Annotated in this window: 19 protein-coding genes; 8 read left to right on the top strand and 11 right to left on the bottom strand. The window is 71.2% G+C overall.

Translation table 11 applies throughout. The annotated features are described in order from the left end of the window. Together ACTWQE_RS04185 and ACTWQE_RS04180 are read right to left on the bottom strand one after the other, a co-directional pair. The coding region (locus ACTWQE_RS04185; protein WP_443327414.1) for a protein kinase at positions 1-749 on the bottom strand (749 nt) is incomplete at its 3' end. A gap of 179 nt (positions 750-928) precedes the next feature. Beyond that, positions 929-3,112, bottom strand: a complete 2,184-nt coding sequence (locus tag ACTWQE_RS04180; RefSeq protein WP_443327413.1) for a protein kinase domain-containing protein — start codon at positions 3,110-3,112, stop codon at positions 929-931. A 226-nt stretch (positions 3,113-3,338) separates the two neighbouring features. Between ACTWQE_RS04180 and ACTWQE_RS04175 the strand changes: the two genes are divergently transcribed. After that, positions 3,339-4,640 carry a serine hydrolase domain-containing protein gene (locus tag ACTWQE_RS04175; RefSeq protein WP_443327412.1) on the top strand — a complete coding sequence of 434 codons (1,302 nt, stop codon included), beginning with the start codon at positions 3,339-3,341 and terminating at the stop codon, positions 4,638-4,640. A 401-nt stretch (positions 4,641-5,041) separates the two neighbouring features. Here the strand turns inward: ACTWQE_RS04175 and ACTWQE_RS04170 are convergent, their stop codons facing one another. After that, the gene (locus tag ACTWQE_RS04170) at positions 5,042-6,748 is read right to left on the bottom strand and encodes a glycerol-3-phosphate dehydrogenase/oxidase (protein ID WP_443327411.1); all 1,707 of its coding nucleotides are present in this window, start codon (positions 6,746-6,748) and stop codon (positions 5,042-5,044) included. A 197-nt stretch (positions 6,749-6,945) separates the two neighbouring features. Between ACTWQE_RS04170 and ACTWQE_RS04165 the strand changes: the two genes are divergently transcribed. From ACTWQE_RS04165 to ACTWQE_RS04155, 3 genes are all read left to right on the top strand, one after another. Further along, positions 6,946-8,208 (top strand): nucleotide sugar dehydrogenase, encoded by a 1,263-nt coding sequence (locus tag ACTWQE_RS04165; protein WP_443327410.1) that lies wholly within the window; start codon positions 6,946-6,948, stop codon positions 8,206-8,208. 143 nt (positions 8,209-8,351) lie between these two features. After that, positions 8,352-8,918: a hypothetical protein gene (locus ACTWQE_RS04160; RefSeq protein ID WP_443327409.1), complete on the top strand. Its 567-nt coding sequence runs from the start codon at positions 8,352-8,354 to the stop codon at positions 8,916-8,918. A 299-nt stretch (positions 8,919-9,217) separates the two neighbouring features. After that, on the top strand, positions 9,218-9,751 hold the full coding sequence (locus ACTWQE_RS04155; protein ID WP_443327408.1) for a hypothetical protein: 534 nt from the start codon (positions 9,218-9,220) through the stop codon (positions 9,749-9,751). Positions 9,752-9,892: 141 nt separating this feature from the next. Here ACTWQE_RS04155 and ACTWQE_RS04150 read toward each other — a convergent pair whose 3' ends face one another. The 4 genes from ACTWQE_RS04150 to ACTWQE_RS04135 all read right to left on the bottom strand — a co-directional run bounded on the left by ACTWQE_RS04150 (position 9,893) and on the right by ACTWQE_RS04135 (position 14,400). Continuing rightward, positions 9,893-11,020, bottom strand: coding sequence for a GuaB3 family IMP dehydrogenase-related protein (locus tag ACTWQE_RS04150; RefSeq protein WP_443327407.1), 1,128 nt, complete (start codon positions 11,018-11,020; stop codon positions 9,893-9,895). 97 nt (positions 11,021-11,117) lie between these two features. Further along, positions 11,118-12,620, bottom strand: a complete 1,503-nt coding sequence (gene guaB / locus ACTWQE_RS04145; RefSeq protein WP_443327406.1) for an IMP dehydrogenase — start codon at positions 12,618-12,620, stop codon at positions 11,118-11,120. Positions 12,621-12,686: 66 nt separating this feature from the next. Further along, positions 12,687-13,289: a sigma-70 family RNA polymerase sigma factor gene (locus tag ACTWQE_RS04140; RefSeq protein WP_443327405.1), complete on the bottom strand. Its 603-nt coding sequence runs from the start codon at positions 13,287-13,289 to the stop codon at positions 12,687-12,689. 499 nt (positions 13,290-13,788) lie between these two features. Next, on the bottom strand, positions 13,789-14,400 hold the full coding sequence (locus ACTWQE_RS04135) for a response regulator transcription factor (protein ID WP_003948568.1): 612 nt from the start codon (positions 14,398-14,400) through the stop codon (positions 13,789-13,791). A gap of 378 nt (positions 14,401-14,778) precedes the next feature. On the opposite strand from ACTWQE_RS04135, the gene ACTWQE_RS04130 reads away from it, so the two are divergent. Next, positions 14,779-15,084 carry a WhiB family transcriptional regulator gene (locus ACTWQE_RS04130; protein ID WP_443327404.1) on the top strand — a complete coding sequence of 102 codons (306 nt, stop codon included), beginning with the start codon at positions 14,779-14,781 and terminating at the stop codon, positions 15,082-15,084. A 75-nt stretch (positions 15,085-15,159) separates the two neighbouring features. Here ACTWQE_RS04130 and ACTWQE_RS04125 read toward each other — a convergent pair whose 3' ends face one another. After that, positions 15,160-16,098, bottom strand: a complete 939-nt coding sequence (locus ACTWQE_RS04125; RefSeq protein WP_443327403.1) for a LysR family transcriptional regulator — start codon at positions 16,096-16,098, stop codon at positions 15,160-15,162. Positions 16,099-16,200: 102 nt separating this feature from the next. On the opposite strand from ACTWQE_RS04125, the gene ACTWQE_RS04120 reads away from it, so the two are divergent. The 3 genes from ACTWQE_RS04120 (at position 16,201) to ACTWQE_RS04110 (ending at position 18,793) form a co-directional block, all read left to right on the top strand. Further along, positions 16,201-16,863, top strand: coding sequence for an MOSC domain-containing protein (locus ACTWQE_RS04120; RefSeq protein ID WP_443327402.1), 663 nt, complete (start codon positions 16,201-16,203; stop codon positions 16,861-16,863). Between the two features lie 351 nt (positions 16,864-17,214). Continuing rightward, entirely contained in the window at positions 17,215-17,988 is a 774-nt protein-coding gene (locus ACTWQE_RS04115; RefSeq protein WP_443327401.1) for an SDR family NAD(P)-dependent oxidoreductase, read from the top strand. Between the two features lie 106 nt (positions 17,989-18,094). Beyond that, positions 18,095-18,793, top strand: a complete 699-nt coding sequence (locus ACTWQE_RS04110) for an ester cyclase (RefSeq protein ID WP_443327400.1) — start codon at positions 18,095-18,097, stop codon at positions 18,791-18,793. A 233-nt stretch (positions 18,794-19,026) separates the two neighbouring features. Here the strand turns inward: ACTWQE_RS04110 and groL are convergent, their stop codons facing one another. From groL to ACTWQE_RS04095, 3 genes are all read right to left on the bottom strand, one after another. Then, positions 19,027-20,655, bottom strand: a complete 1,629-nt coding sequence (gene groL, locus ACTWQE_RS04105) for a chaperonin GroEL (protein ID WP_443327399.1) — start codon at positions 20,653-20,655, stop codon at positions 19,027-19,029. A 91-nt stretch (positions 20,656-20,746) separates the two neighbouring features. Then, the gene (gene groES / locus ACTWQE_RS04100; protein WP_037912436.1) at positions 20,747-21,055 is read right to left on the bottom strand and encodes a co-chaperone GroES; all 309 of its coding nucleotides are present in this window, start codon (positions 21,053-21,055) and stop codon (positions 20,747-20,749) included. Between the two features lie 213 nt (positions 21,056-21,268). Beyond that, a complete protein-coding gene (locus tag ACTWQE_RS04095; protein WP_443327398.1) occupies positions 21,269-21,847 on the bottom strand; it encodes a polysaccharide deacetylase family protein in 579 nt (192 codons plus the stop codon). Positions 21,848-21,892 lie beyond the last annotated feature (45 nt).

Here is a 21,892-nt window from a genome sequence, read left to right as displayed (position 1 = left end):
GCACCGCCCGGGCCGGGGCCGGGGGCGCCGTCGTCCGGGCCGCCCGAGCCCGGGCCCTCAGGGCCCTCAGGGCCCTCAGGGCCCTCAGGGCCCTCAGGGCCCTCAGGGCCGTCCGGGCCGTCCGGGCCGAAGGGGCCCGAGGAGCCCGGGCCGGGGTCCGGCGGCCGCGGCACCGGGTCGTAGCCGCACAGCGCCTCCTCCGCCGCCCCCGCCGCGAGGCCCGTGAGTACGGCGCGGCCGTCGTCGCAGACCAGGACGGTCCGCGCCGTGATGTTGCGATGGGTCCACCCGTACGTGTGCAGGGCCCGGAGGGCCGTCAGGACGTCGGCCGCGACCTCGGCCGCGCGGTGCGGGGACATCGGCTTCTCGGCGAGGAGCGCCGCCAGCGGCCTGGCGGCCACCAGTTCGCTGACGACCCACAGACTGCCGCCGTCGGCGAAGACGTCGAAGACCTGGCTGAGCCGGGGGTGGTCGGGGATCGCCGCGGCCGCCGTCGCGGCGTCGATGGCGCGGCGCACGGTGGGGTCGCCGGGCTGCCGGGCCGTACGCCCCGGCGCCGCGGACCCGTACCGCCCGTCCACGCCCGCGACCTCGGCCTCGACGACCTCCGGCAGCGGTATCTGACGGACCAGGACCTCCTGGCCGCTGTACGTGTCGAAGGCGCGGGCCTCCACGAGGTCGTACGCGTCGGAGGGCGGCCGGGGCAGGCGGTAGCGGTCGGCGAGCACCCGACCCGCGTAGTCCTCCACGACGCCTCCCCGTAGCGCGCGACCCACACCTCACACAGCCGGACCCACAGCCGCCCCACGAACCGTCAATTCCCGTCGATTTCCGGGCGCGTTACGGCTGCGTACGGTCCGCGGGAACTCACGATACGTGCCTGAGCCGGGCCCTGCCGAGCGGACGGCACAACCCGATCGCCGAGCGGTCAGTCCTTGGGCTGGAAGGTCTTGAAGGCGGTGTCCCGGACCTTCGTGCACTCCTCGCCGTCCCACGCGTCCTTACGGCAGGTGATCATGATCGAATAGCCGTGCGCGCTGTCCGCCTTGAAGCCCCGGTTCAGCACGCGCACCTGACGGCCGTCCTGTTTCCGCTCGAAGGACCAGTCCGCCACGGTCGGGTAGCCGCGGTAGTCGACTTCCTTGATCCCCAGCAGCCGGTAGCCGGTGGACTGGCTGCGTACGGCGGGCTCCAGACTCCTCCACGCGGCAGCGGCGTCCGTGCCCGGCTCCGGGCTGTAGTCGATCTGGATGCGCGGGAAGCCGCCCGACTTGCTGAAGATCCCACCCGAGTTCCGGCCCGCGATGCCGGTGAGTTTCCAGTCCTCGGGCATGCCCATGGAGAAGTGGAACTGACGGTTGATCACCGTCTTGAAACCTTCCGGCAGCCCCTGGCCCTTCCCCTGGTCCTCGGGCTTCTGCTGCTCGCCCTTGGGCTTCTGCTCCTTGTCCTGCCCCTCACCGCCGGCCGTGTCACCCCGGGCGTCCGACGGCTGCCCCTTGCCCTCTTTCCCGTCTTTCCCGCCCTCGCCGCTCTTCTCGCCCGTGTCCTTCCGGCCGCTGTCACCGGACCCGGCCTGCGCTCCGCTCGAAGCCGCCTGGCCGTCCTTGGGACTGCCGCTGCCGCTGCTGCCGCTGTCACCGCCGTTGTTGAGCGCGAAGGCCAGCACGGCCCCGAGGACCGCAAGAGCAGCGATCACGGCCACGATCACCAGGGTGCGCCGGGGCACGACATCGGTGAGCGACACACCCGTCGTCCGCCGTGCCGGGTCGCCGCCCCCGGGCCCGGGCTCCGACGACGCCGCCGAGGGTCTCGACATGGACGCCGACTTGGCCTTCGCCGCCACGGCCGCGTTGCGCACCGACCGCAGGGCCCCGCGCAGCCGCTCCTCCACCTCGGCCCGGCTCACGGACGTGGCTTCCGGCTTCGCGTCCGGCCCCGCGGCCGGATCCTGCCCGGCGTCCGGGCCGGCGGCCCCGGGACCCGTCCCGGGGTTCGCCGCCGGTTCCGGAGACGCGGACTTCGCGGCCGCGGAGTGCGCGGACTCGGACTCCGCGGACGTTGACGTCGCAGACGTGGACTCCGGCTTCGCCGCCTTCGCGAGCGACGGCTTCGACAGCGACGGTTTCGAGAACGACGGTCTCCGGGACGCCGGCTTGCGCGCGGCCGCCTTCGACGACGCCGCCTGCGACGAGACCGGCTTCTCCTCGACGGACACCGTGGGCAGCATCATCGTCCTGGTCGGCTCCGGCGCCTGCGGGCCCTGGTCCTCCGGCGCGCTCAGCGCGTCCTCCAGCAGAGCACGTGCCCCCGCGTCGTCCAGCCGCTGCCCCGGGTCCTTGGCCAGCAGGCCGTAGATGACCTCCTCCAGCGGGCCCGCGTTCTTCGGCGGGTCCACCGGCTCCGTCATCACCGCGGTCAGCGTCGCGAGCGCCGAGCCCTTGTCGTACGGCGGCACGCCCTCCACACACGCGTAGAGCAGGCCGCCCAGCGACCACAGATCCGCGGGCGGGCCCGGCTTGTGGCCCCGCGCCCGCTCGGGCGAGATGTACGACGGCGCGCCGACGAGCATGCCGGTGGAGGTGACCGACGGATCGCCCTCGACCTGCGCGATACCGAAGTCGGTGAGGACGACCCGGCCGTCGTCGGAGATCAGCACATTGGATGGCTTCACATCGCGGTGCAGGATGCCCTCGCGGTGCGCCGCGCGCAGCACGTCGAGAACCGCGAGCCCGACCTCGGCGGTCCGGTGCGGGGTGAGTCCGCCCCTCTCCCGTACCACGTCCGCGAGGGAGGAGCCCTCGATGAGCTCCATGACGATCCAGGGCCGGTCGTCCTCGTTGACCACGTCATAGACGGTCACGGCGCCCGTGCTGCGGATACGGGCGATGGCCTTCGCCTCGCGGAGGGTGCGGGTGATCAGCCGCCTCTTCTCGTCCTCGTCGACCGTGGACGAGAAGCGCAGTTCCTTGACGGCGACCGTCCGGCCGAGGGTTTCGTCCTTCGCCCGCCAGACCGTGCCCATCCCACCGCGGCCGAGAACCTCGCCCAGCCGGTAGCGTCCGGCGAGGAGGCGTCCCGTGCTGCCCTGCGTCTGCTCCGCCTTCGACATGAATCCCCTCAGCGCTGCAATCAATCCACTACGGCGCCGAGTTGGCGTGCTTCATGGCGACTCCATCGGCGCTTCTGATTCCAACTCGGGCGCCCCGCCCCCGGCAGAGCCCTCATTGTCCCTCATACGCGGGGGTGGGGAAGGCCCGGGTCCGCCTGTGGGACCCCCTGACGTCCTGCGGGTAGGAGCGGGTCATGATGTCTGCGTACCAGACGAAAGGCCGTCCATGCCGAAGCGCACCGCACACCCGTCCGCAGCCGCGGCCCTGGTGGCGGCGCTGCTGACAGGCGCGGTGTCGACGGGTGGCTGTGCCCGCCCGGGCGACAGCGGGGCCGAACAGGCCCGCCCGGGCGTCCGGGCAGCCGTACGGCAACTGGTGACCGCGGGTGACGCGCCGGGCGCGGCGGCCCTGTCGCGGGACGGGCACGGGTCCCGGTTCGACACGGCGGGGGTCGCGGACCTCCGCAGCAACCGCCGGATCCTGGCCGGGGACCGCTTCCGGGCCGGGAGCGTCACCAAGACCTTCGTGGCCACGGTGGTGCTGCAACTGGCCGCGGAGCACCGGCTGGACCTCACCGACACCGTGGACGAACACCTGCCCGGGCTCGTCCGCGGCCACGGCAATGACGGCCGCCGGATCACCCTGCGCCAACTCCTCAACCACACCAGCGGACTGTTCGACTACATGCGGGACCCCGGGATGACGGACCGGTCCGTGGGGCGGGGCTTCCCCGAACACCGTCTCGACACGCACACCCCGGAGCAGCTCGTCCGTACGGCACTGCGCCATCCGCCGCGTTCCCGGGCGGGCGCCGGCTACCGTTACTCGAACACCGACTACATCCTGCTCGGGCTGGTCGTCGAGAAGGTGACCGGCCGCCCGTACGCGGAAGAGGTCGGACGGCGGATCATCGGGCCGCTCGGTCTGCGGGGGACGTCCTTCCCCGGTACGCGGGCCGGTCTGCCCGCGCCGCACGGCAGGGCCTACTCCGGCAGGTCGGCGGAGTCCGGGGCGGATGAGCGGAGGCCGGCGGACGTCACCGCGCTGGACCCGTCGAGCGCGGGCGCGGCGGGTGAGATGGTCTCCACCCTGGGCGACCTCGACCGCTTCCTCCGCGCTCTGCTCGGCGGCCGGCTGCTGCCGCCCGGACAGCTGCGCGGGATGCTGGACACCGCGGGAACCGGGGGCGCGTACGGGCTGGGGCTCTTCCCGGTGCGGCTCCCGTGCGGGGAGACGCTGTGGGGCCACAACGGCGTCATCAACGGCTCGTATGTCCAGATCGTCGGGACGCGCGGCGGCAGCCATGTACTCGGCTATCGCGTCAACACCGACGAGATCGGCAGCAGGCGGGCGGAAACCCGCCTCCTGGAAGCGGAGTTCTGCGCGAGGCACGGGCGTCGGGCCGGGCGTGGGAGTGAGGCGGGTGCGAGGCACGGGCGCGAGGCGGGCGCGAGGCACGGGCGGGGCGCGAGTCCCGGAGCAACACACGGTCATGAGGCCAGGGGGGAGCGCGGCACACGGGCATGAGACCGCCGGCGAGCCCGACGTACGGGCATAGGTCCGGCGAGACGCACGGGCATGGGGCCCGGCGAGACGCACGGGCATGGGGCCCGGCGAGACGCACGGGCATGGGGCCCGGCGAGACGCACGGGCATGGGGCCCGGCGAGACGCACGGGCATGGGGCCCGGCGAGACGTACAGGCATGGGGCCCGGCGAGACGTACAGGCATGAGGCCGGGCGCCTCGCCCGGCTCGCCGCACGCCGCACCGCGCTCGTCCCGCCTGCCGAACAGCCGGGACGCCAGAGCAGAGGGGGGACGGCGAGCAGCGACCCGTGGCGGCCCCTGACAGCCCGTAGCGCCCCCGCGGCGAGCCGCCCCGGCCACAGCGCCGCACCCGCCCCCCGCACCGCAGGAGGCGGCCGCGTGTCAGAGCGGGACGATGTCGCGTGCGCCCAGGCGCGCCGCGTCGGCCGTCTGGTCGTCCGGCTGGCGCTGCGACTCCCGCTCCGCCTCCACCCGCTTCTCGTAGTGTTCGACCTCTTTCTCGATCTGGTTCCGGTCCCAGCCGAGAACCGACGCCATCAGCTCGGCTGCCTCGTGGGCGCTGCGCGTCCCCCGGTCGAACGTCTCGATGGAGATCCGCGTCCTGCGCGTCAGCACATCGTCCAGATGCCGCGCCCCCTCGTGCGACGCGCCGTAGACGATCTCGGCGCGCAGATAGTCGTCCGCCGCGGCGAGCGGCTCGCCCAGGGACGGGTCCCGCGCCACCAGCTCCAGCACCTCCTCGGCCATCGAGCCGTAGCGGTTCAGCAGGTGCTCGATCCTTGCCACGTGCAGACCGGAGTGCGCGGCGATCCGCGCCCGTGCGTTCCACAGGGCCTTGTAGCCCTCCGCGCCGACCAGGGGCACGTCCTCGGTGACGCACTCCGCCACGCGCTGGTCGAGGCCGTGCACCGCCTCGTCCACGGCGTCCTTCGCCATCACCCGGTACGTCGTGTACTTGCCGCCCGCGACCACCACCAGGCCCGGCGCGGTGTGCGCGACCGTGTGCTCGCGGGAGAGCTTGCTGGTCGCCTCCGACTCCCCGGCCAGCAGCGGACGCAGCCCCGCGTACACCCCCTCCACGTCATCCCTGGTGAGCGGCGTCGCAAGCACGGAGTTGACATGCTCCAGCAGATAGTCGATGTCGGCGCTGGAGGCGGCCGGGTGCGCCTTGTCCAGGTCCCAGTCGGTGTCGGTGGTGCCGACGATCCAGTGCCTGCCCCACGGGATGACGAACAGCACACTCTTCTCGGTGCGCAGGATCAGCCCGGTCGTGGAGTGGATCCGGTCCTTGGGCACGACGAGGTGGATGCCCTTGGACGCCCGTACGTGGAACTGGCCCCGCTCGCCGACCAGCGCCTGTGTCTCGTCCGTCCAGACGCCCGTGGCGTTGACCACCTGCTTGGCCCGGATCTCGTACTCGCCACCGCCCTCCACATCCTTGACGCGGGCGCCGACGACGCGCTCCCCCTCGCGCAGCAGCCCGATGACCCGGGACCGGTTCGCCGCCTCGGCCCCGTACGCCGACGCCGTACGCACCAGGGTCGCCACATAGCGGGCGTCGTCCATCTGCGCGTCGTAGTACTGCAGGGCGCCGACGAGGGCGTCCTTCTTCAGGCAGGGGGCGACACGCAGCGCGTGCTTACGGGTCAGATGGCGGTGCGCGGGCAGTCCGCGCCCGTGTCCGGACGAGACCGACATGGCGTCGTAGAGGGCGACGCCCGTCCCTGCGTACAGGCGCTCCCAGCCTTTGTGCTGCAGCGGATAGAGGAAGGGCACCGGCTTCACCAGGTGCGGAGCGAGCCGTTCCAGCAGCAGACCGCGCTCCTTCAGCGCCTCCCGCACCAGCGCGAAGTCGAGCATCTCCAGATAGCGCAGACCGCCGTGGATGAGCTTGCTGGAACGGCTGGAGGTGCCGGAAGCCCAGTCCCGCGCCTCGACCAGCCCGGTCAGCAGACCGCGGGTGGCGGCGTCCAGCGCGGTGCCCGCACCGACCACTCCCCCGCCCACGACCAGAATGTCCAGCTCTCGTTCGGCCATTCGGGCGAGTGCCTCACTGCGCTCGGCCGGTCCAAGTGTCGCTGTCCTCACCGCTGCCTCCCGTGTGGTCCGGGTCGCCGATTCCGCCGTCGGTCGATTCTCGACGCGCCTCGCGGTCACAGCCAGCCTGCGCCCGCGGGAGCAACACCGAGGTCTCCACCATCACCCAATCCTCAATATCAGTCATATGTGTGCTTAGCCTTACATAAAGCCATAAAGAATCGTCTCGGGAAGGACAGATTCCAGCCATGCCCGCAGACCTCGCTGTCATCGGACTCGGCCATCTCGGTCTACCCCTCGCCCAGGCCGCCACTGCCGCCGGTATCCCCACGATCGGCTACGACACCGACGTCCACGCCATCGCCGAGTTGCGGGCAGGCCGCCCTCCGGTGGACGGTTCGCTCACGGCCGCCGAGCTCCGCCGTATGCTCTCCGCCGGCTTCCGGGCGACCACCGATCCGGCGGAGCTGGGGCGGGTCCGTACCGCCGTGATCTGTGCGCCCACGCCACTGGGCGAGGACCGGGCCCTGGACCTGTCCGCCGTCGGGGACGCGGCCCGCGCGCTGGCCGGGCGACTGCGCCCGCGCGCCGCTGTCGTGCTGGAGTCCACCGCCTACCCGGGCACCACCGAGGAATTCCTCCGCCCGATCCTGGAGGAGGGGTCCGGGCTGCGCGCCGGGCACGACTTCCACCTCGCGTACTCCCCGAGCCGTCTGGACCCGGGCAACCGCGCCCATGGGTACGCGGGCATCCCCAAGGTCATCGGCGGCCTCACGCCCGCGTGCACCGAGGCCGTCGCGGCCTTCTACGGGCGGTTCACCGACCGGGTGGTCCGCGCACGGGGCCCGCGCGAGGCCGAGGCCGTCAAGGTGCTGGAGACCAACTACCGGCACGTCAACATCGCCCTGGCCAATGAGATGGCGGTCTTCTGCCATGACATCGGCGTCGACCTCTGGGACGTGGTGCGCTGCGCCGAGACGAAACCGTTCGGCTTCCAGGCCTTCCGCCCGGGGCCCGGTGTCGGCGGACATGGCGTCCCGATCGACCCCAACTACCTCTCCTACACGGGCCGCAGCCTCGGCTACCCGCTGCGGATGGTCGAGCTGGCCCAGGAGGTCAACGGACGGATGCCGCGCTATGTGGTCCAGCGCTGCGCGACCCTCCTCAACGAGCACGGGAAGTCGGCGCGCGGTGCCCGGATCCTTCTGCTCGGGGTGACGTACAAACCCGATATCGGCGACCAGGAGGGCTCGCCCGCCCATGAGATCGGCTCCCGACTGCTCGGGATGGGCGCGCAGCTCAGCTACCACGACCCGTACGTTGCGCAGTGGCAGGTCATGGGCCGGCCGGTACCGCGGGCGGACGCCCTGTACGAGGCCGCGGCCGAGGCGGACCTGACGCTGCTGCTCCAGCACCACCGCACCTACGACCTGCAGGGACTCGCGGTCAAGGCGCAACTGCTGCTGGACACCCGCGGCGCGACGCCCGCCGGTGCGGCCGATCGGCTGTGAGCTCCGGGACCGGTCGTCGGACCCACCTGCTAGCGTCACACCGACGTGCCTTCAGGGGAGTTGACGATGGGCCAGTGCAGCCAGGAAACCGCCGCGGGGGCCGAGCCGGGCCGCCACCCCTCCAAGTGCCCCGAAGCCGCTGCATGAACGAATCCTCGGCGCCCGGTCGTACGGTGCGTGGCGCGAGCCTGGACAGTGGCCCGGGCGCGGGCTCGGGCTTCAGCTCGGGCGGGCGCGGCGGAGACTCCCGGGGCGGCGACGCGAGCGGCGGCGGCACCCGGGGCACCGGCGGAGAGGCCCGCCCGACGACCGGCATAGCCGCCGGGGCCGTCACCGCGGTCGTCGGCGCCCTGCTCCTCGGCACCCTCCAGGGTGCGCTCGGTCCGCAGGGGCATGAACTCGGCTACTGGGCCCTCGGGATCGGTCTGCTCGTCGGCGCGGTGCTCGGCAAGGCGGGCGGCCGCTCTCGGGCCGTGGCAGTGAGTGGCATCCCGCTGGCGATGGCGGGTGTCGCCATCGCCCAACTCCTGGCCGCAGCCATGCAGTCCGGTTCGGCCGGGCCCGGGTACTCCCCGCTCGACCTCCTCACCGGCCACGCCGGACCGGCCCTGGACTACTGGCGCAGCGAGATCCTGGGCAAGAACGACGTCACCTTCTACACCGTCGCCGCCCTCGAGGGCTTCCTGGTCGCCAAGCGCGTAGCCGAGTGACGGCGGTCGTCCCGTACCGCCCGGCCTCCCGACGGATCCCGAACGCGTGACCGAGTGACGGTGTTCCACCCCGTATCCCCGCAGCCTCTCTTCCGGCTCGCTTCCGCCCACCCGGACCAACCGGTACGTGCGGCCACGCCGTCGTGGGTCTCTGTCAGGTACCAGACATGTCACGGACCGTGAAAAGCCCTTGTCGGGTTGTCAGCACCGACTGTTAGCCTTCTGGCCGAAATTCAGTCGACCGCACTCCAGTCCGATTCGTCCCGAGCGCGGTCCCACACCTTCATAACGGGGGAACCATGAGCCAGCCCTGGCAGCAGCAGCCGCCGCAGCCCGGAAATCCGTACGGCCGGCAGCAGCCCGGCGGCCAACCGCCCCAGCAGCCCTACGGCGACCAGGGCGGCTTTCCGCCGCCCGCCCCGTCCCGCCAGGGCAACGTCGGCCTCGCGATCGGCGCGGGCGCCGTCGCCATGCTCGTCGGCGCCGGCGTCTACGGCGCGATCCTCAAGGCGTCGGACGGCGCCCAGATCGGCTATCTCGCCATCGGCGTCGGCGCCCTCATCGGCGCCGCTCTGGGCAAGCTCGGCGGCCGGAACCCCGCCCTGCCCGTCGTCGGCATCGTGCTCGGCCTGCTCGGCGTCTACTTCGGGCAGATCCTGGGCTACGCACTGGCAGTCAGCGACCTGGGCGACGTCTCGGTCGTCGAGGCGCTGACCAAGCACCTCGACATCATCTCGGAGGCGTGGAAGGAAGAACTCGAGCCCATCGACGCCCTGTTCTACGGGCTCGCGGGCTTCGCGGGCTTCAGCGTCACGAAGAAACTCGCGGGCTGACGCCCACCCCGCGCCCGGCGATTGTGGCCTCGTACGGATGCCACAGGCCACCGGTCGGCGTCAGAACGTAGGCAACCACCACCGCGGGGCCCGGCCGCATCCACGGCCGGGCCCCGCGTACGTACGCGCTCAGCGTGAGCGTCAGCGCTTGTCGTGCTGGGACGGCGCCACCGTCACCTCGACGCGCTGGAACTCCTTGAGCTCCGAGTAGCCGGTGGTGGCCATCGCACGGCGCAGCGCCCCGAAGAAGTTCATCGAGCCGTCCGGCGTGTGCGAGGGGCCGAGCAGGATCTCCTCCGTCGTACCGACCGCACCGAGGTTCATCCGCTTGCCGCGCGGCACCTCGTCGTGGACGGCCTCCATGCCCCAGTGGTGGCCCCGGCCCGGCGCGTCCGTCGCGCGGGCCAGCGGGGAGCCCATCATCACCGCGTCCGCCCCACAGGCGACGGCCTTCGGCAGATCGCCGGACCAGCCCACACCGCCGTCGGCGATGACGTGAACGTACCGGCCGCCGGACTCGTCCATGTAGTCCCGGCGCGCGGCGGCCACATCGGCGACGGCGGTCGCCATCGGCACCTGGATGCCGAGCACGTTCCGCGTGGTGTGCGCGGCCCCGCCGCCGAAGCCGACGAGGACACCGGCCGCGCCGGTGCGCATCAGGTGCAGCGCCGCGGTGTACGTGGCACAGCCGCCCACGATGACCGGCACGTCGAGCTCATAGATGAACTGCTTGAGGTTGAGCGGCTCCGAAGCGCCCGAGACATGCTCGGCCGAGACCGTGGTCCCGCGGATCACGAAGATGTCCACGCCCGCGTCCACCACGGCCTTGGAGAACTGGGCGGTCCGCTGCGGCGAGAGTGCGGCGGCGGTGACGACGCCCGAGTCGCGCACCTCCTTGATGCGCTGCCCGATGAGCTCTTCCCGGATCGGAGCGGCGTAGATCTCCTGCAGCCGGCGGGTCGCGGTCCGCTCGTCGAGCTCGGCGATCTCCGCGAGCAGCGGCTCCGGGTCGTCGTACCGGGTCCACAGCCCTTCGAGGTTGAGCACACCCAGGCCGCCCAGCTCGCCGATCCGGATGGCGGTCCGCGGGGACACGACCGAGTCCATCGGCGCTGCCAGGAACGGCAGCTCGAAGCGGTAGGCATCGATCTGCCAGGCGATCGAGACCTCCTTCGGGTCCCGGGTGCGCCGGCTGGGGACGACGGCGATGTCGTCGAACGCGTACGCCCTGCGGCCGCGCTTGCCGCGTCCGATCTCGATCTCAGTCACCTGTGTGGCCTTTCCCTCAACGTCTGCCGTTCCAGTATCCCCGACGCACATGCCGAAGCCCGCGGGCCGTCCGCCCGCGGGCTCAGAGCTCTGCTGGTCAGCGCCGGTTGTAGTTCGGCGCTTCCGTCGTCATCTGGATGTCGTGCGGGTGGCTCTCCTTGAGCCCCGCCGCGGTGATCCGCACGAAGCGGCCCTTCTCCTTCAGCTCCGGGACGTCGGCCGAGCCGACATAGCCCATCGACGCCCGCAGACCGCCCACGAGCTGGTGCGCCACGGACGCCAGCGGACCCCGGTAGGGCACCTGGCCCTCGATGCCCTCGGGAACCAGCTTGTCCTCGGACAGCACATTGTCCTGGAAATAGCGGTCCTTGGAGTACGACCGCCCCTGCCCGCGGGACTGCATCGCGCCCAGCGAGCCCATACCGCGGTAGGACTTGAACTGCTTGCCGTTGATGAAGACCATCTCGCCCGGCGACTCCTCGCACCCGGCCAGCAGGCTGCCCAGCATCACCGTGTCCGCACCGGCCGCGATGGCCTTGGCGATGTCACCGGAGTACTGCAGGCCGCCGTCGCCGATCAGCGGGACACCCGCCGCGTTGCACGCCCGCGCGGCCTCGTGGATCGCCGTCACCTGGGGTACTCCGATGCCCGCCACGACACGCGTCGTACAGATGGAGCCCGGTCCGACGCCGACCTTCACACCGTCCACGCCCGCGTCGATCAGCGCCTGCGCGCCGTCGCGGGTCGCGACATTGCCGCCCACGACATCCACGGTGACGTTGGACCTGACCTTGGCGATCATGTCGAGGATGCCCCGGCTGTGGCCGTGCGCGCTGTCCACGACCAGGAAGTCGGCACCGGCCTCGACCAGGGCCTGCGCCCGGTCGAACGCCTCGTCGCCGACGCCCACCGCGGCACCGACGACCAGCCGGCCCTCGGCGTCCTTCGCCGCGTTCGGGTACTTCTCGGCCTTCACGAAGTCCTTGACCGTGATGAGGCCCTTGAGCACACCGGCGTCGTCGACCAGCGGAAGTTTCTCGATCTTGTGGCGGCGCAGCAGCTCCATGGCGTCCTCGCCGGAGATCCCGACCTTGCCGGTGACCAGCGGCATCGGGGTCATGACCTCGCGGACCTGACGGCTGCGGTCCACCTCGAAGGCCATATCGCGGTTGGTGACGATGCCGAGCAGCTTGCCCGCCGCATCCGTCACCGGTACGCCGCTGATACGGAACTTCCCACAGAGGTCGTCCGCCTCGCGCAGCGTCGCGTCCGGCCGGACCGTGATGGGGTCGGTCACCATCCCGGACTCGGAGCGCTTCACCAGATCCACCTGGTTGGCCTGGTCCTCGATGGAGAGATTGCGGTGCAGCACGCCCGCGCCGCCCTGGCGGGCCATGGCGATGGCCATCCGGGCCTCGGTGACCTTGTCCATGGCCGCGGACAGCAGCGGGATGTTGACCCGTACGTTGCGCGATACACGGGACGAGGTGTCCACCGCATTGGGGAGAACTTCCGACGCGCCCGGCAGCAGGAGCACGTCGTCGTATGTCAGCCCGAGCATCGCGAACTTCTCGGGCGTTCCGTCGACGTTGTCAGTCATGACACCTTCCCAGTGCTCTTGCCCAGCGCGGACTCCCATGCTAACGGGCTCCGGCCACTGCTATGGCTACTGCTCGGCCAGGGCCCGCAGCCTGCTCAACGCGCGGTGCTGTGCCACCCGCACCGCACCCGGCGACATCCCCAGCATCTGGCCGGTCTCCTCGGCCGTCAGCCCGACCGCGACCCGCAGCAGCACCAGCTCGCGCTGGTGCTCGGGAAGGTTCGCCAGCAGCTTCTTGGCCCACTCCGCGTCACTGCTCAGCAGCGCCCGCTCCTCGGGCCCGAGCGAATCGTCCGGCTGCTCCGGCATCTCGTCGGACGGTACGGCCGTACTGCCCGGCCCGCGCATCGCCGCCCGCTGGAGATCCGCGACCTTGTGGGCCGCGATCGCGAAGACAAAGGCCTCGAAGGGCCGTCCGGTGTCCCGGTAACGGGGCAGCGCACACAGGACCGCCAGGCAGACCTCCTGCGCCAGGTCGTCCACGAAGTGCCGGGCGTCGCCGGGCAGCCGCGACAGCCGGGTCCGACAGTAGCGGAGCGCGAGAGGATGCACATGGGCCAGCAGATCGTCGGTGGCCCGCTCGTCCCCCTCGACGGCGCGGTGGACGAGCGCGCCGATTCCTCCAGGGCCTCCGGCCATGGGGGTACCCGGGTTCTCGTCCTCGCGCATCGGTCCATGGTGCCTTGGCCCCGGATGGTCCGTGGCACCGCGTCCGTGGTTGTGCACCGAAGCGTTATGAGCAGGTGCGCCGGTTGTCACGTCCTGCGCCCTCCCCCCGACTGAGCCGTCCCCGAGACACTCCATACCTCAAGGATGCGACAGTGCGCGCGAAACATGCTTACCCCGCCCGCTGGAGTGCGGACAGGGACCCCCGTACCCATGCCGCGCATCACCCGGCACGGCCCGGGATGCGCCGACCGGGCCACGTCGGGCCCGCGGCCCGAAGGTGACCTCGGGCGCGGCGACGGCGGGCCGCACCCGGCTGTGTCCAGCCGGTCGTCGTGGCCCGAGGCCCCCCGGGCAGGACTCCAGGCAGTGGCTGGGGGAGCACCCCCAGCCACCCCACTCCCCCAGCCCTCGGCCGGTGGGGGTCCTCCCGGCGGCAGTGGGAGGCGTACCCCCCGCACCGGACACCGCAGGACGACCGACGCGACATGAGAAACAGGCCCTAGCGGACCAGGCCCCAGCGGAAACCGAGCGCGACGGCGTGCGCGCGGTCCGAGGCGCCGAGCTTCTTGAACAGTCGCCGGGCGTGCGTCTTGACGGTGTCCTCGGAGAGGAACAGCTCACGGCCGATCTCGGCGTTGGAGCGGCCATGGCTCATACCTTCGAGCACCTGGATCTCCCGCGCGGTGAGCGTCGGCGCGGCGCCCATCTCCGCGGACCTCAGCCGACGCGGGGCGAGCCGCCAGGTGGGGTCGGCGAGGGCCTGCGTGACGGTCGCCCGCAACTCGGCGCGCGAGGCGTCCTTGTGCAGGTAGCCACGGGCGCCGGCGGCCACCGCAAGCGCCACACCGTCCAGGTCCTCCGCCACGGTGAGCATGATGATCCGGGCGCCGGGGTCGGCGGAGAGCAGCCGGCGCACGGTCTCGACCCCGCCGAGCCCGGGCATCCGTACGTCCATCAGAATCAGGTCCGAACGGTCGGCTCCCCAGCGGCGGAGGACTTCCTCGCCGTTGGCGGCCGTCGTCACGCGCTCGACGCCGGGCACGGTCGCGACCGCGCGGCGGAGCGCCTCTCGGGCAAGCGGGGAGTCGTCGCAGACGAGGACGGATGTCATGGCCGTCCTCCGCAGCTGATGCGCGTCACCTTGAGCCTCCAGGCTGGTACGTATCGTCACCTGAGCGATTGACCGCCTCGGACATCTGCCCGAGTACTTGTCTCGTCAACCGCCTCCGCACTCTCAACGACGGTCACCCGAAAGAGTTACGGGATCCGGCGACCACCTTCAACACTCTACGTGAGGGCACGGACACGCACCGAACGCAGCGCATGACCGGGCCCTCCGGATGGACTATGCCCTATTTGGCGGCTTTTCTTCACATCTGCAGGTGTCTGTCGCTAGATTCGCAATGAGTCATATTTACATCTACTTACACAGTGGATGTACGGTCGTGGGCACTGTATCCGCACCGGAACACCTCCGAGGGGATAAGCAATGGCAGATTTCTCCCGCCTTCCCGGCCCCAATGCCGATCTCTGGGACTGGCAGCTGCTGGCCGCCTGCCGCGGGGTGGACAGCTCGCTCTTCTTCCACCCCGAAGGCGAACGCGGTGCGGCCCGAAGCGCGCGCGAGGCCTCGGCCAAAGAGGTCTGCATGCGATGCCCGGTACGAGCGGAGTGTGCGGCGCACGCGCTGGCTGTGCGGGAGCCCTACGGCGTGTGGGGCGGGCTTACGGAGGACGAACGCGAAGAGCTGATGGGGCGAGCCCGGCACCGGATGATCGCCACCACCGGCACCTGAGAGGACAGCCGCAAACGCTGAAGAAACGATTCTTCTGGACCTGCTGACCGCTGACCGGAACCACTGCCGCCCGGGTCAGCCCTGCGAGGCGCGGGCCAGGTGGTCGAGCATGGCCCGGACCGCCGGCACCCGGGCGAGATCCGGCAGCGTGAGCGCCACGACCTCCCGCTGCACCACAGGTTCGACCTCCACCGTCGCGGCGCCCTTGGCCCGTACCGTCCCCCAGCTGCCGCCGGGCGGTGCCCCCACCAGTGCCAGCTCGGGCAGCAGCGCGACCCCCAGACCGGCCCCGACCAGCCCGATCACCGCCGGATAGGCGTCCGTGGCGAAGTCGATCCGGGGCGTGAATCCGGCGCTCTCGCACACCTCCACCAGATGCCGGCGACAGCGCGGACAGCCCGCGATCCAGGACTCCTCGGCCAGATCGGCGATGCGGACGCGGTCGGCGGCGGCGAACGCGTGTCCCTCGGGGACGACCCCCACCAGCCGCTCCGTGAGCAGCGGCCGCACGACCAGCTCGTCCCAGTCCCCGGCGGCGGCGGGACCGGATCCCCGCACCTCCGGATAGCGGAAGGCCAGCGCGATGTCGCAGTCACCCGCCCGGAGCATCTCCACCGAGCGAGGTGGTTCGGCCTCGACGAGGGAGACCCGGGTGCCGGGGTGGGCGGCGCGCATCTCGGCGAGCGCGATCGGTACGAGCGTGGAACTCCCGCTCGGAAAGGACACCAGCCGGACCCGCCCGGCACGGAGCCCGCCGATGGCCGCGACCTCCTCCTCGGCGGCGGTCAGCCCCGCCAGGATCCCGGCGGCGTGCCGGACCAGGGCCTCGCCGGCCTCGGTCAGGCGCATCTCACGGCCGGTACGGACCAGGAGCGGTGTGCCGGCGGACTGCTCCAGGGCCTTCATCTGCTGGCTGACGGCCGGCTGGGTGCAGCCGAGCTCCCGGGCGGCGGCCGAGAACGAGCCGGTGGCGGCCACGGCACGCAGCACTCTCAGATGGCGGGCCTCGATCATGCCTCAACCATAAGCGAGGCTTTGAGCCCACCCGGGAAGGAGACGTGAGCCCACCGGGAATGCTGTCGCGCCCGTCGAGAGGGGCCCGTACGGTGTCGAGTCATGCGTGTTCTCTCCGTGAACCTGGGCCGTCCGCACTTCGCCGACTACACCGACGCGCCTGGGGGCACCGGTATCGACAAGCGGCCGGCGGACGGGCCGGTACGAGTCGCCGCACCCGGCCCCAAAGGGACAGCGGGGAGCGCGCTCGCGGGGGACACGGTGGCCGACACCCGGCACCACGGCGGGAACGACCAGGCGGTCTACGCCTTCGCCCGGGAGGACCTGGACACCTGGGAGGCGGAGCTGGGCCGTCCGCTGAGCAACGGCGCCTTCGGCGAGAACCTCACCACCGCCGGACTGGACGTCAACGGGGCGCTCATCGGTGAGCGCTGGCGGATCGGCCCCGACCTGGTCCTGGAGGTGACCTCCACGCGTACCCCGTGCCGCACGTTCGCCGGGTGGCTCGACGAGGAGGGCTGGGTCGCACGGTTCACGCGGGCCGCCGCCCCGGGCGCGTACTTCCGGGTGATCGAGCCGGGCGGGATACGGGCCGGGGATCCGATCGAGATCGTGCACCGCCCGGACCACGAAGTGACCGTCAGTTTCCTCTTCCGCGCGCAGACTCTGGAACCCGCGCTGCTGCCGCGCGTCCTCGCCGCGGGTGAGGCGCTGCATCCGGAGGCCCGCGCCAAGGCGCTCCGGCGGACGGCTCCTCGGAGCTGATCCGCGAGGGGCCCCGCGCCAGGACCTGTCCGACGCATGGCGTCGTCCGCCGCAAGGCGGAGCCACGGCTCCCCCCGCCACCGCTGGGTGGAGGAGCTCGTGGGCCACGCGGGAGGTGTCAGACAGGGCATGCCACGTCAGCCGAGGGTTCGCCCGGTAGCGAGGTGAGCTGGTCAATCACCAGGCACGGACCGGCCTCTGGGGTCAGCCATGCCGAAGGCCGCGGGAGGGCGTCCTCGGTCGGTCCGGCAACGCAGCCGGGGGCACTCGCCCCGCCGCGTTGCCGGGGGAAGCCGTTGCCAGGGTGGCCGGCGGGGTGAACCTCGGCCGAGGCAGCGCTAGCGTTCGCGCATGACGACTGCATTGATTACGGGAGCCACGGCGGGCATCGGGGCGGCTTTCGCCCGGCGGCTGGCCGCCGACGGGCACAACCTGGTGCTGGTGGCACGTGACGCCGGACGGCTCAAGGCGCAGGCGACCGAGCTGCACGACCGGCACGGGATCGAGGCCGACGTCCTGGTCGCGGATCTGTCGGTGGACGACGGGATCGCGGCCGTCGAGGCGCGGCTCGCCCAGCGGAAGCACCCGGTCGACCTGCTGGTCAACAACGCGGGCTTCGGCAACAAGGGCACGTTCCTCGAGGTCCCGATGGACGATGAGCTGACGATGCTCAAGGTGCACTGCGAGGCCGTGCTGCGGTTGACGGCCGCGGCGGCGGCCGGGATGCGGGAGCGCGGGCGCGGCGGGGTGGTGAACGTGGCGTCGGTGGCGGCGTTCGTACCGCGCGGCACGTACGGCGCGAGCAAGGCGTGGGTCGTGCAGTTCACCCAGGGCGCGGCGCGGGATCTGGCCGGTACGGGCGTACGGCTGATGGCGCTGTGCCCCGGGTTCGTGCGGACGGAGTTCCACGAGCGGGCCGGGATGGAGACCGGCAATGTGCCCGGCTGGATGTGGCTGGACGCCGACCGCCTGGTGGCGGCGGCGATGAAGGATCTGGCGCGGGGCAGGACCGTCTCGGTGCCCGACCCCCGGTACAAGGCGCTCACCGGCCTGGCGAAGCTGGCCCCGCGGGGCGCGCTGAGCGGTATCACCTCCCGCACGGGACGCCGGTACGGACCGAGCTGACGGCGTGGCCCCGGCTGTACCAGGGGGGTGTTGGGGTTGAGGGGCCGGACAGACGGGCATTTCGTCACTAAGCGGACGAATCACCGACCCGCTCCAGGAGGCGCTCATGACATTCGTACAGATCATCGACTGCAAGACGGACAAGTTCGACGACATGAACCGGCTTCTGGACACCTGGGCCGAGCAGACGAAGGGCAAGCGGACCGCCACCCACGCCCTGGTGGGCCGGGATCGCTCCAACGGAGAGCACTATGTCGAGATCATAGAATTCCCGTCGTACGAGGAGGCGATGCGGAATTCGAGCCTGCCGGAGACCGAACAGATCTTCCGGGAGATGGTGGCGATCTGCGACGCACCGCCGACCTTCACCGACCTGGACGTGGTCCGCGACGAGGCGCTCAACAAGGAGACCGCCCGGCGCTTCTATGACGAGGTCGCCGTCGGCGGCCGTCTCGACCTGATCGACGAGCTGTTCGCGCCCGACGTCATTGACCATGACATGTCCAAGGAAGAGGACACCACGGTCGGTTCCGATGTCCTTCGGCAGGATGTCACCGGCTGGCGGAATGCCTTCGCCTTCGACTTCACGATCGAGAGCATGGTGGCCGAGGGCGACGAGGTCACCACCCTGTGGACCTGGCGCGGCACACACCGCGGGGATTTCATGGGCATCCGTCCCACGGGCAGGGACGTCACGATGACCGGCACCACCGTCTACCGGTTCCAGGACGGCAAGATCCAGGAAACCTGGTGGCACTACGACATCCCCCGGCTGCTCCGGGAGCTCAACGCGGCCCCGACGTAGGCCGCGGCGGTACCGGCGCGGATCCTGATGCCTTCCTCGTCAGGGCGCCCCGAGGGTCGTCGTCGTCAGGCACGGACACCGCCCCATGGACCGGGACGGCACGAGGCCCCCGGCCCCGCCGCTGAGCGGCGGGAGCGGGGGCCTTCGTGCAGCCGGAGCTGCGCGGCCGAGCGGGGCGCGGTCGGTGCCGCGTGCCCGGTGTCGGTGCGCGTGAGGCCGGCGCGAGGCCTGCGTCAGTGCGCGTGACCGTGGCCGTGGCCGTGACCCGCCTCGGCCTCCTCCTCGGCCGGCTTCTCGACGACCAGGGTCTCGGTCGTGAGCAGCAGCGACGCGATGGACGCGGCGTTCTCCAGGGCGGAGCGGGTGACCTTGACCGGGTCGATGACGCCGGCCTTCACCAGGTCGCCGTACTCGCCGGTCGCGGCGTTGAAGCCGTGGCCCTTCTCGAGCTCGGCCACCTTGGAGGTGATCACGTAGCCCTCGAGGCCCGCGTTCTCGGCGATCCAGCGGAGCGGCTCGACGACGGCGCGGCGGACGACGGCGACACCGGTGGCCTCGTCGCCCTCCTTGCCCAGGCTGCCCTCGAGCACCTTGGCCGCGTGGACGAGCGCGGAGCCACCACCGGAGACGATGCCCTCCTCGACCGCGGCGCGGGTCGCGGAGATGGCGTCCTCCAGACGGTGCTTCTTCTCCTTGAGCTCGACCTCGGTCGCGGCGCCGACCTTGATGACGCACACGCCGCCGGCCAGCTTCGCGAGGCGCTCCTGGAGCTTCTCGCGGTCCCAGTCGGAGTCCGTGGCCTCGATCTCGGCCTTGATCTGGGCGACCCGTGCCTGAGCGTCCTCGGGTTTGCCCGCACCGTCGACGATCGTGGTGTCGTCCTTGGTGATGGTCACGCGGCGGGCGGAGCCCAGCACGTCGAGACCCACCTGGTCGAGCTTGAGGCCGACCTCCTCGGCGACGACGGTGCCACCGGTGAGGGTGGCGATGTCGCCGAGCATGGCCTTGCGACGGTCACCGAAGCCCGGGGCCTTGACGGCGACGGCGTTGAAGGTGCCGCGGATCTTGTTGACCACGAGGGTGGACAGGGCCTCGCCCTCGACGTCCTCGGCGATGATCAGCAGCGGCTTGGAGGCACCGGCCTGGATGACCTTCTCCAGCAGCGGCAGCAGGTCCTGGATGGAGGAGATCTTGCCCTGGTGGATCAGGATGTACGGGTCGTCGAGGACGGCCTCCATACGCTCCTGGTCGGTGACGAAGTAGGGGGACAGGTAGCCCTTGTCGAAGGCCATGCCCTCGGTGAAGTCGAGCTCCAGACCGAAGGTGTTGGACTCCTCGACGGTGATGACACCGTCCTTGCCGACCTTGTCCATCGCCTCGGCGATCAGCTCGCCGACCTGCTTGTCCTGGGCGGACAGTCCGGCGACGGCGGCGATGTCGGACTTCTCGTCGATCGGGCGGGCGACGGCGAGCAGGTCCTCGGACACGGCCTTGACCGCGGCGTCGATGCCCTTCTTCAGGGCGGCCGGGGAAGCGCCGGCGGCGACGTTCTTCAGGCCCTCGCGGACCAGCGCCTGGGCGAGCACGGTGGCGGTGGTGGTGCCGTCACCCGCGATGTCGTTGGTCTTGGTCGCCACCTCCTTCACGAGCTGTGCGCCCAGGTTCTCGTAGGGGTCCTCGACCTCGACCTCACGGGCGATGGTCACACCGTCGTTGGTGATGGTCGGGGCACCGAACTTCTTGTCGATGACGACGTTGCGGCCCTTGGGGCCGATCGTCACCTTCACGGTGTCGGCAAGCTTGTTGACGCCACGCTCGAGGGCGCGACGGGCGTCCTCGTCGAACTTCAGGATCTTCGCCATGGTTCGGTATGTCCTCTCAACGAACTGCACCCCGGACGCCCGGTTGTTCAGACACGGGAGCCGGGGCGCAGATCAAAAAAGCTGGGGCGAATTACTTCTCGACGATCGCAAGAACGTCGCGAGCCGAGAGGACGAGGTACTCCTCGCCGTTGTACTTCACCTCGGTGCCGCCGTACTTGCTGTAGAGAACGACATCGCCGACGGATACGTCGAGCGGAAGGCGCTTGCCGTCCTCGAAGCGGCCCGGGCCCACGGCCAGGACGACGCCCTCCTGGGGCTTCTCCTTGGCAGTGTCCGGAATGACCAGGCCAGAGGCCGTGGTCTGCTCGGCGTCCAGCGGCTGGACCACAATGCGGTCCTCAAGCGGCTTGATGGCAACCTTGGTGCTGGCGGTCGTCACGATCCGACCTCCCCCTTCGGAGATCTCACGGGGTTAACTGTCTGAGGTGGCGACCTGGTAGATCCGTCGTCGCGGGTGCCGGACCTGCCCGTCGCTGTGTGGCTGGCACTCCCTGGTGGAGAGTGCCAATGCTGAGACTATGACGGCGTTAGCACTCAGTCAACTAGAGTGCCAACGAGCTTCGGGCGCGCCGCGCGGAAGGCGGCCGCGGTTTCAGATGTAGTCCTCCAGCCGGGCGATCGCGAAGCCCTGTGCGGTGGCCCTGGCCAGCACCCGGCGGACCATGTCCGGCATGGTGCCGGGCCACTCCCCGCGCCCCCGGAAGTGGGTGAGGATGATGTCGCCGGGATGCAGCTCGCCCTTCTCGTCGGCGGACTCGATCCGGTCCGGGAAGGCCTCCTCGGTCCAGAGCGGAACGGCGCGGACGCCGCAGCTCCGGGCGGCGCGCAGGGTCTCCTGGTCGTAGTTGCCGTACGGCGGGCGGAAGAGCCACGGCCGGACGCCGAACTCCCTCTCCAGGATGACCTGTTGGCGGCAGATCTCCTTGCGCTGGTCCTCGTACGACAGCTCGCGCAGGTCGGGGTGGGTGAGGGTGTGGTTGTTCAGGGAGACGCCGAGTTTCTGCAGCTCGCGGAAGTAGCCGTAGTCGTCGCGTACGACGTAGTCGCTCAGGAAGGCGCTGACCGGCACCTGGAGCTCGCGCAGCATACGGATCAACTGCGGGTCCTTGTGCGAGCCGTCGTCGATGGTGAGGAAGACGACGCGGTCGCGGGTCGGGACCCGGGTGAGCACCCGGGGCAGGTCCCGGCCGCCGGGGAGGCCCCGGGGGGAGCGCGG

It is taken from the genome of Streptomyces sp. 8N706, assembly GCF_052245415.1.
Taxonomy (GTDB): Bacteria; Actinomycetota; Actinomycetes; order Streptomycetales; family Streptomycetaceae; genus Streptomyces.
This window is presented reverse-complemented; position numbering and strand designations above follow the sequence as displayed.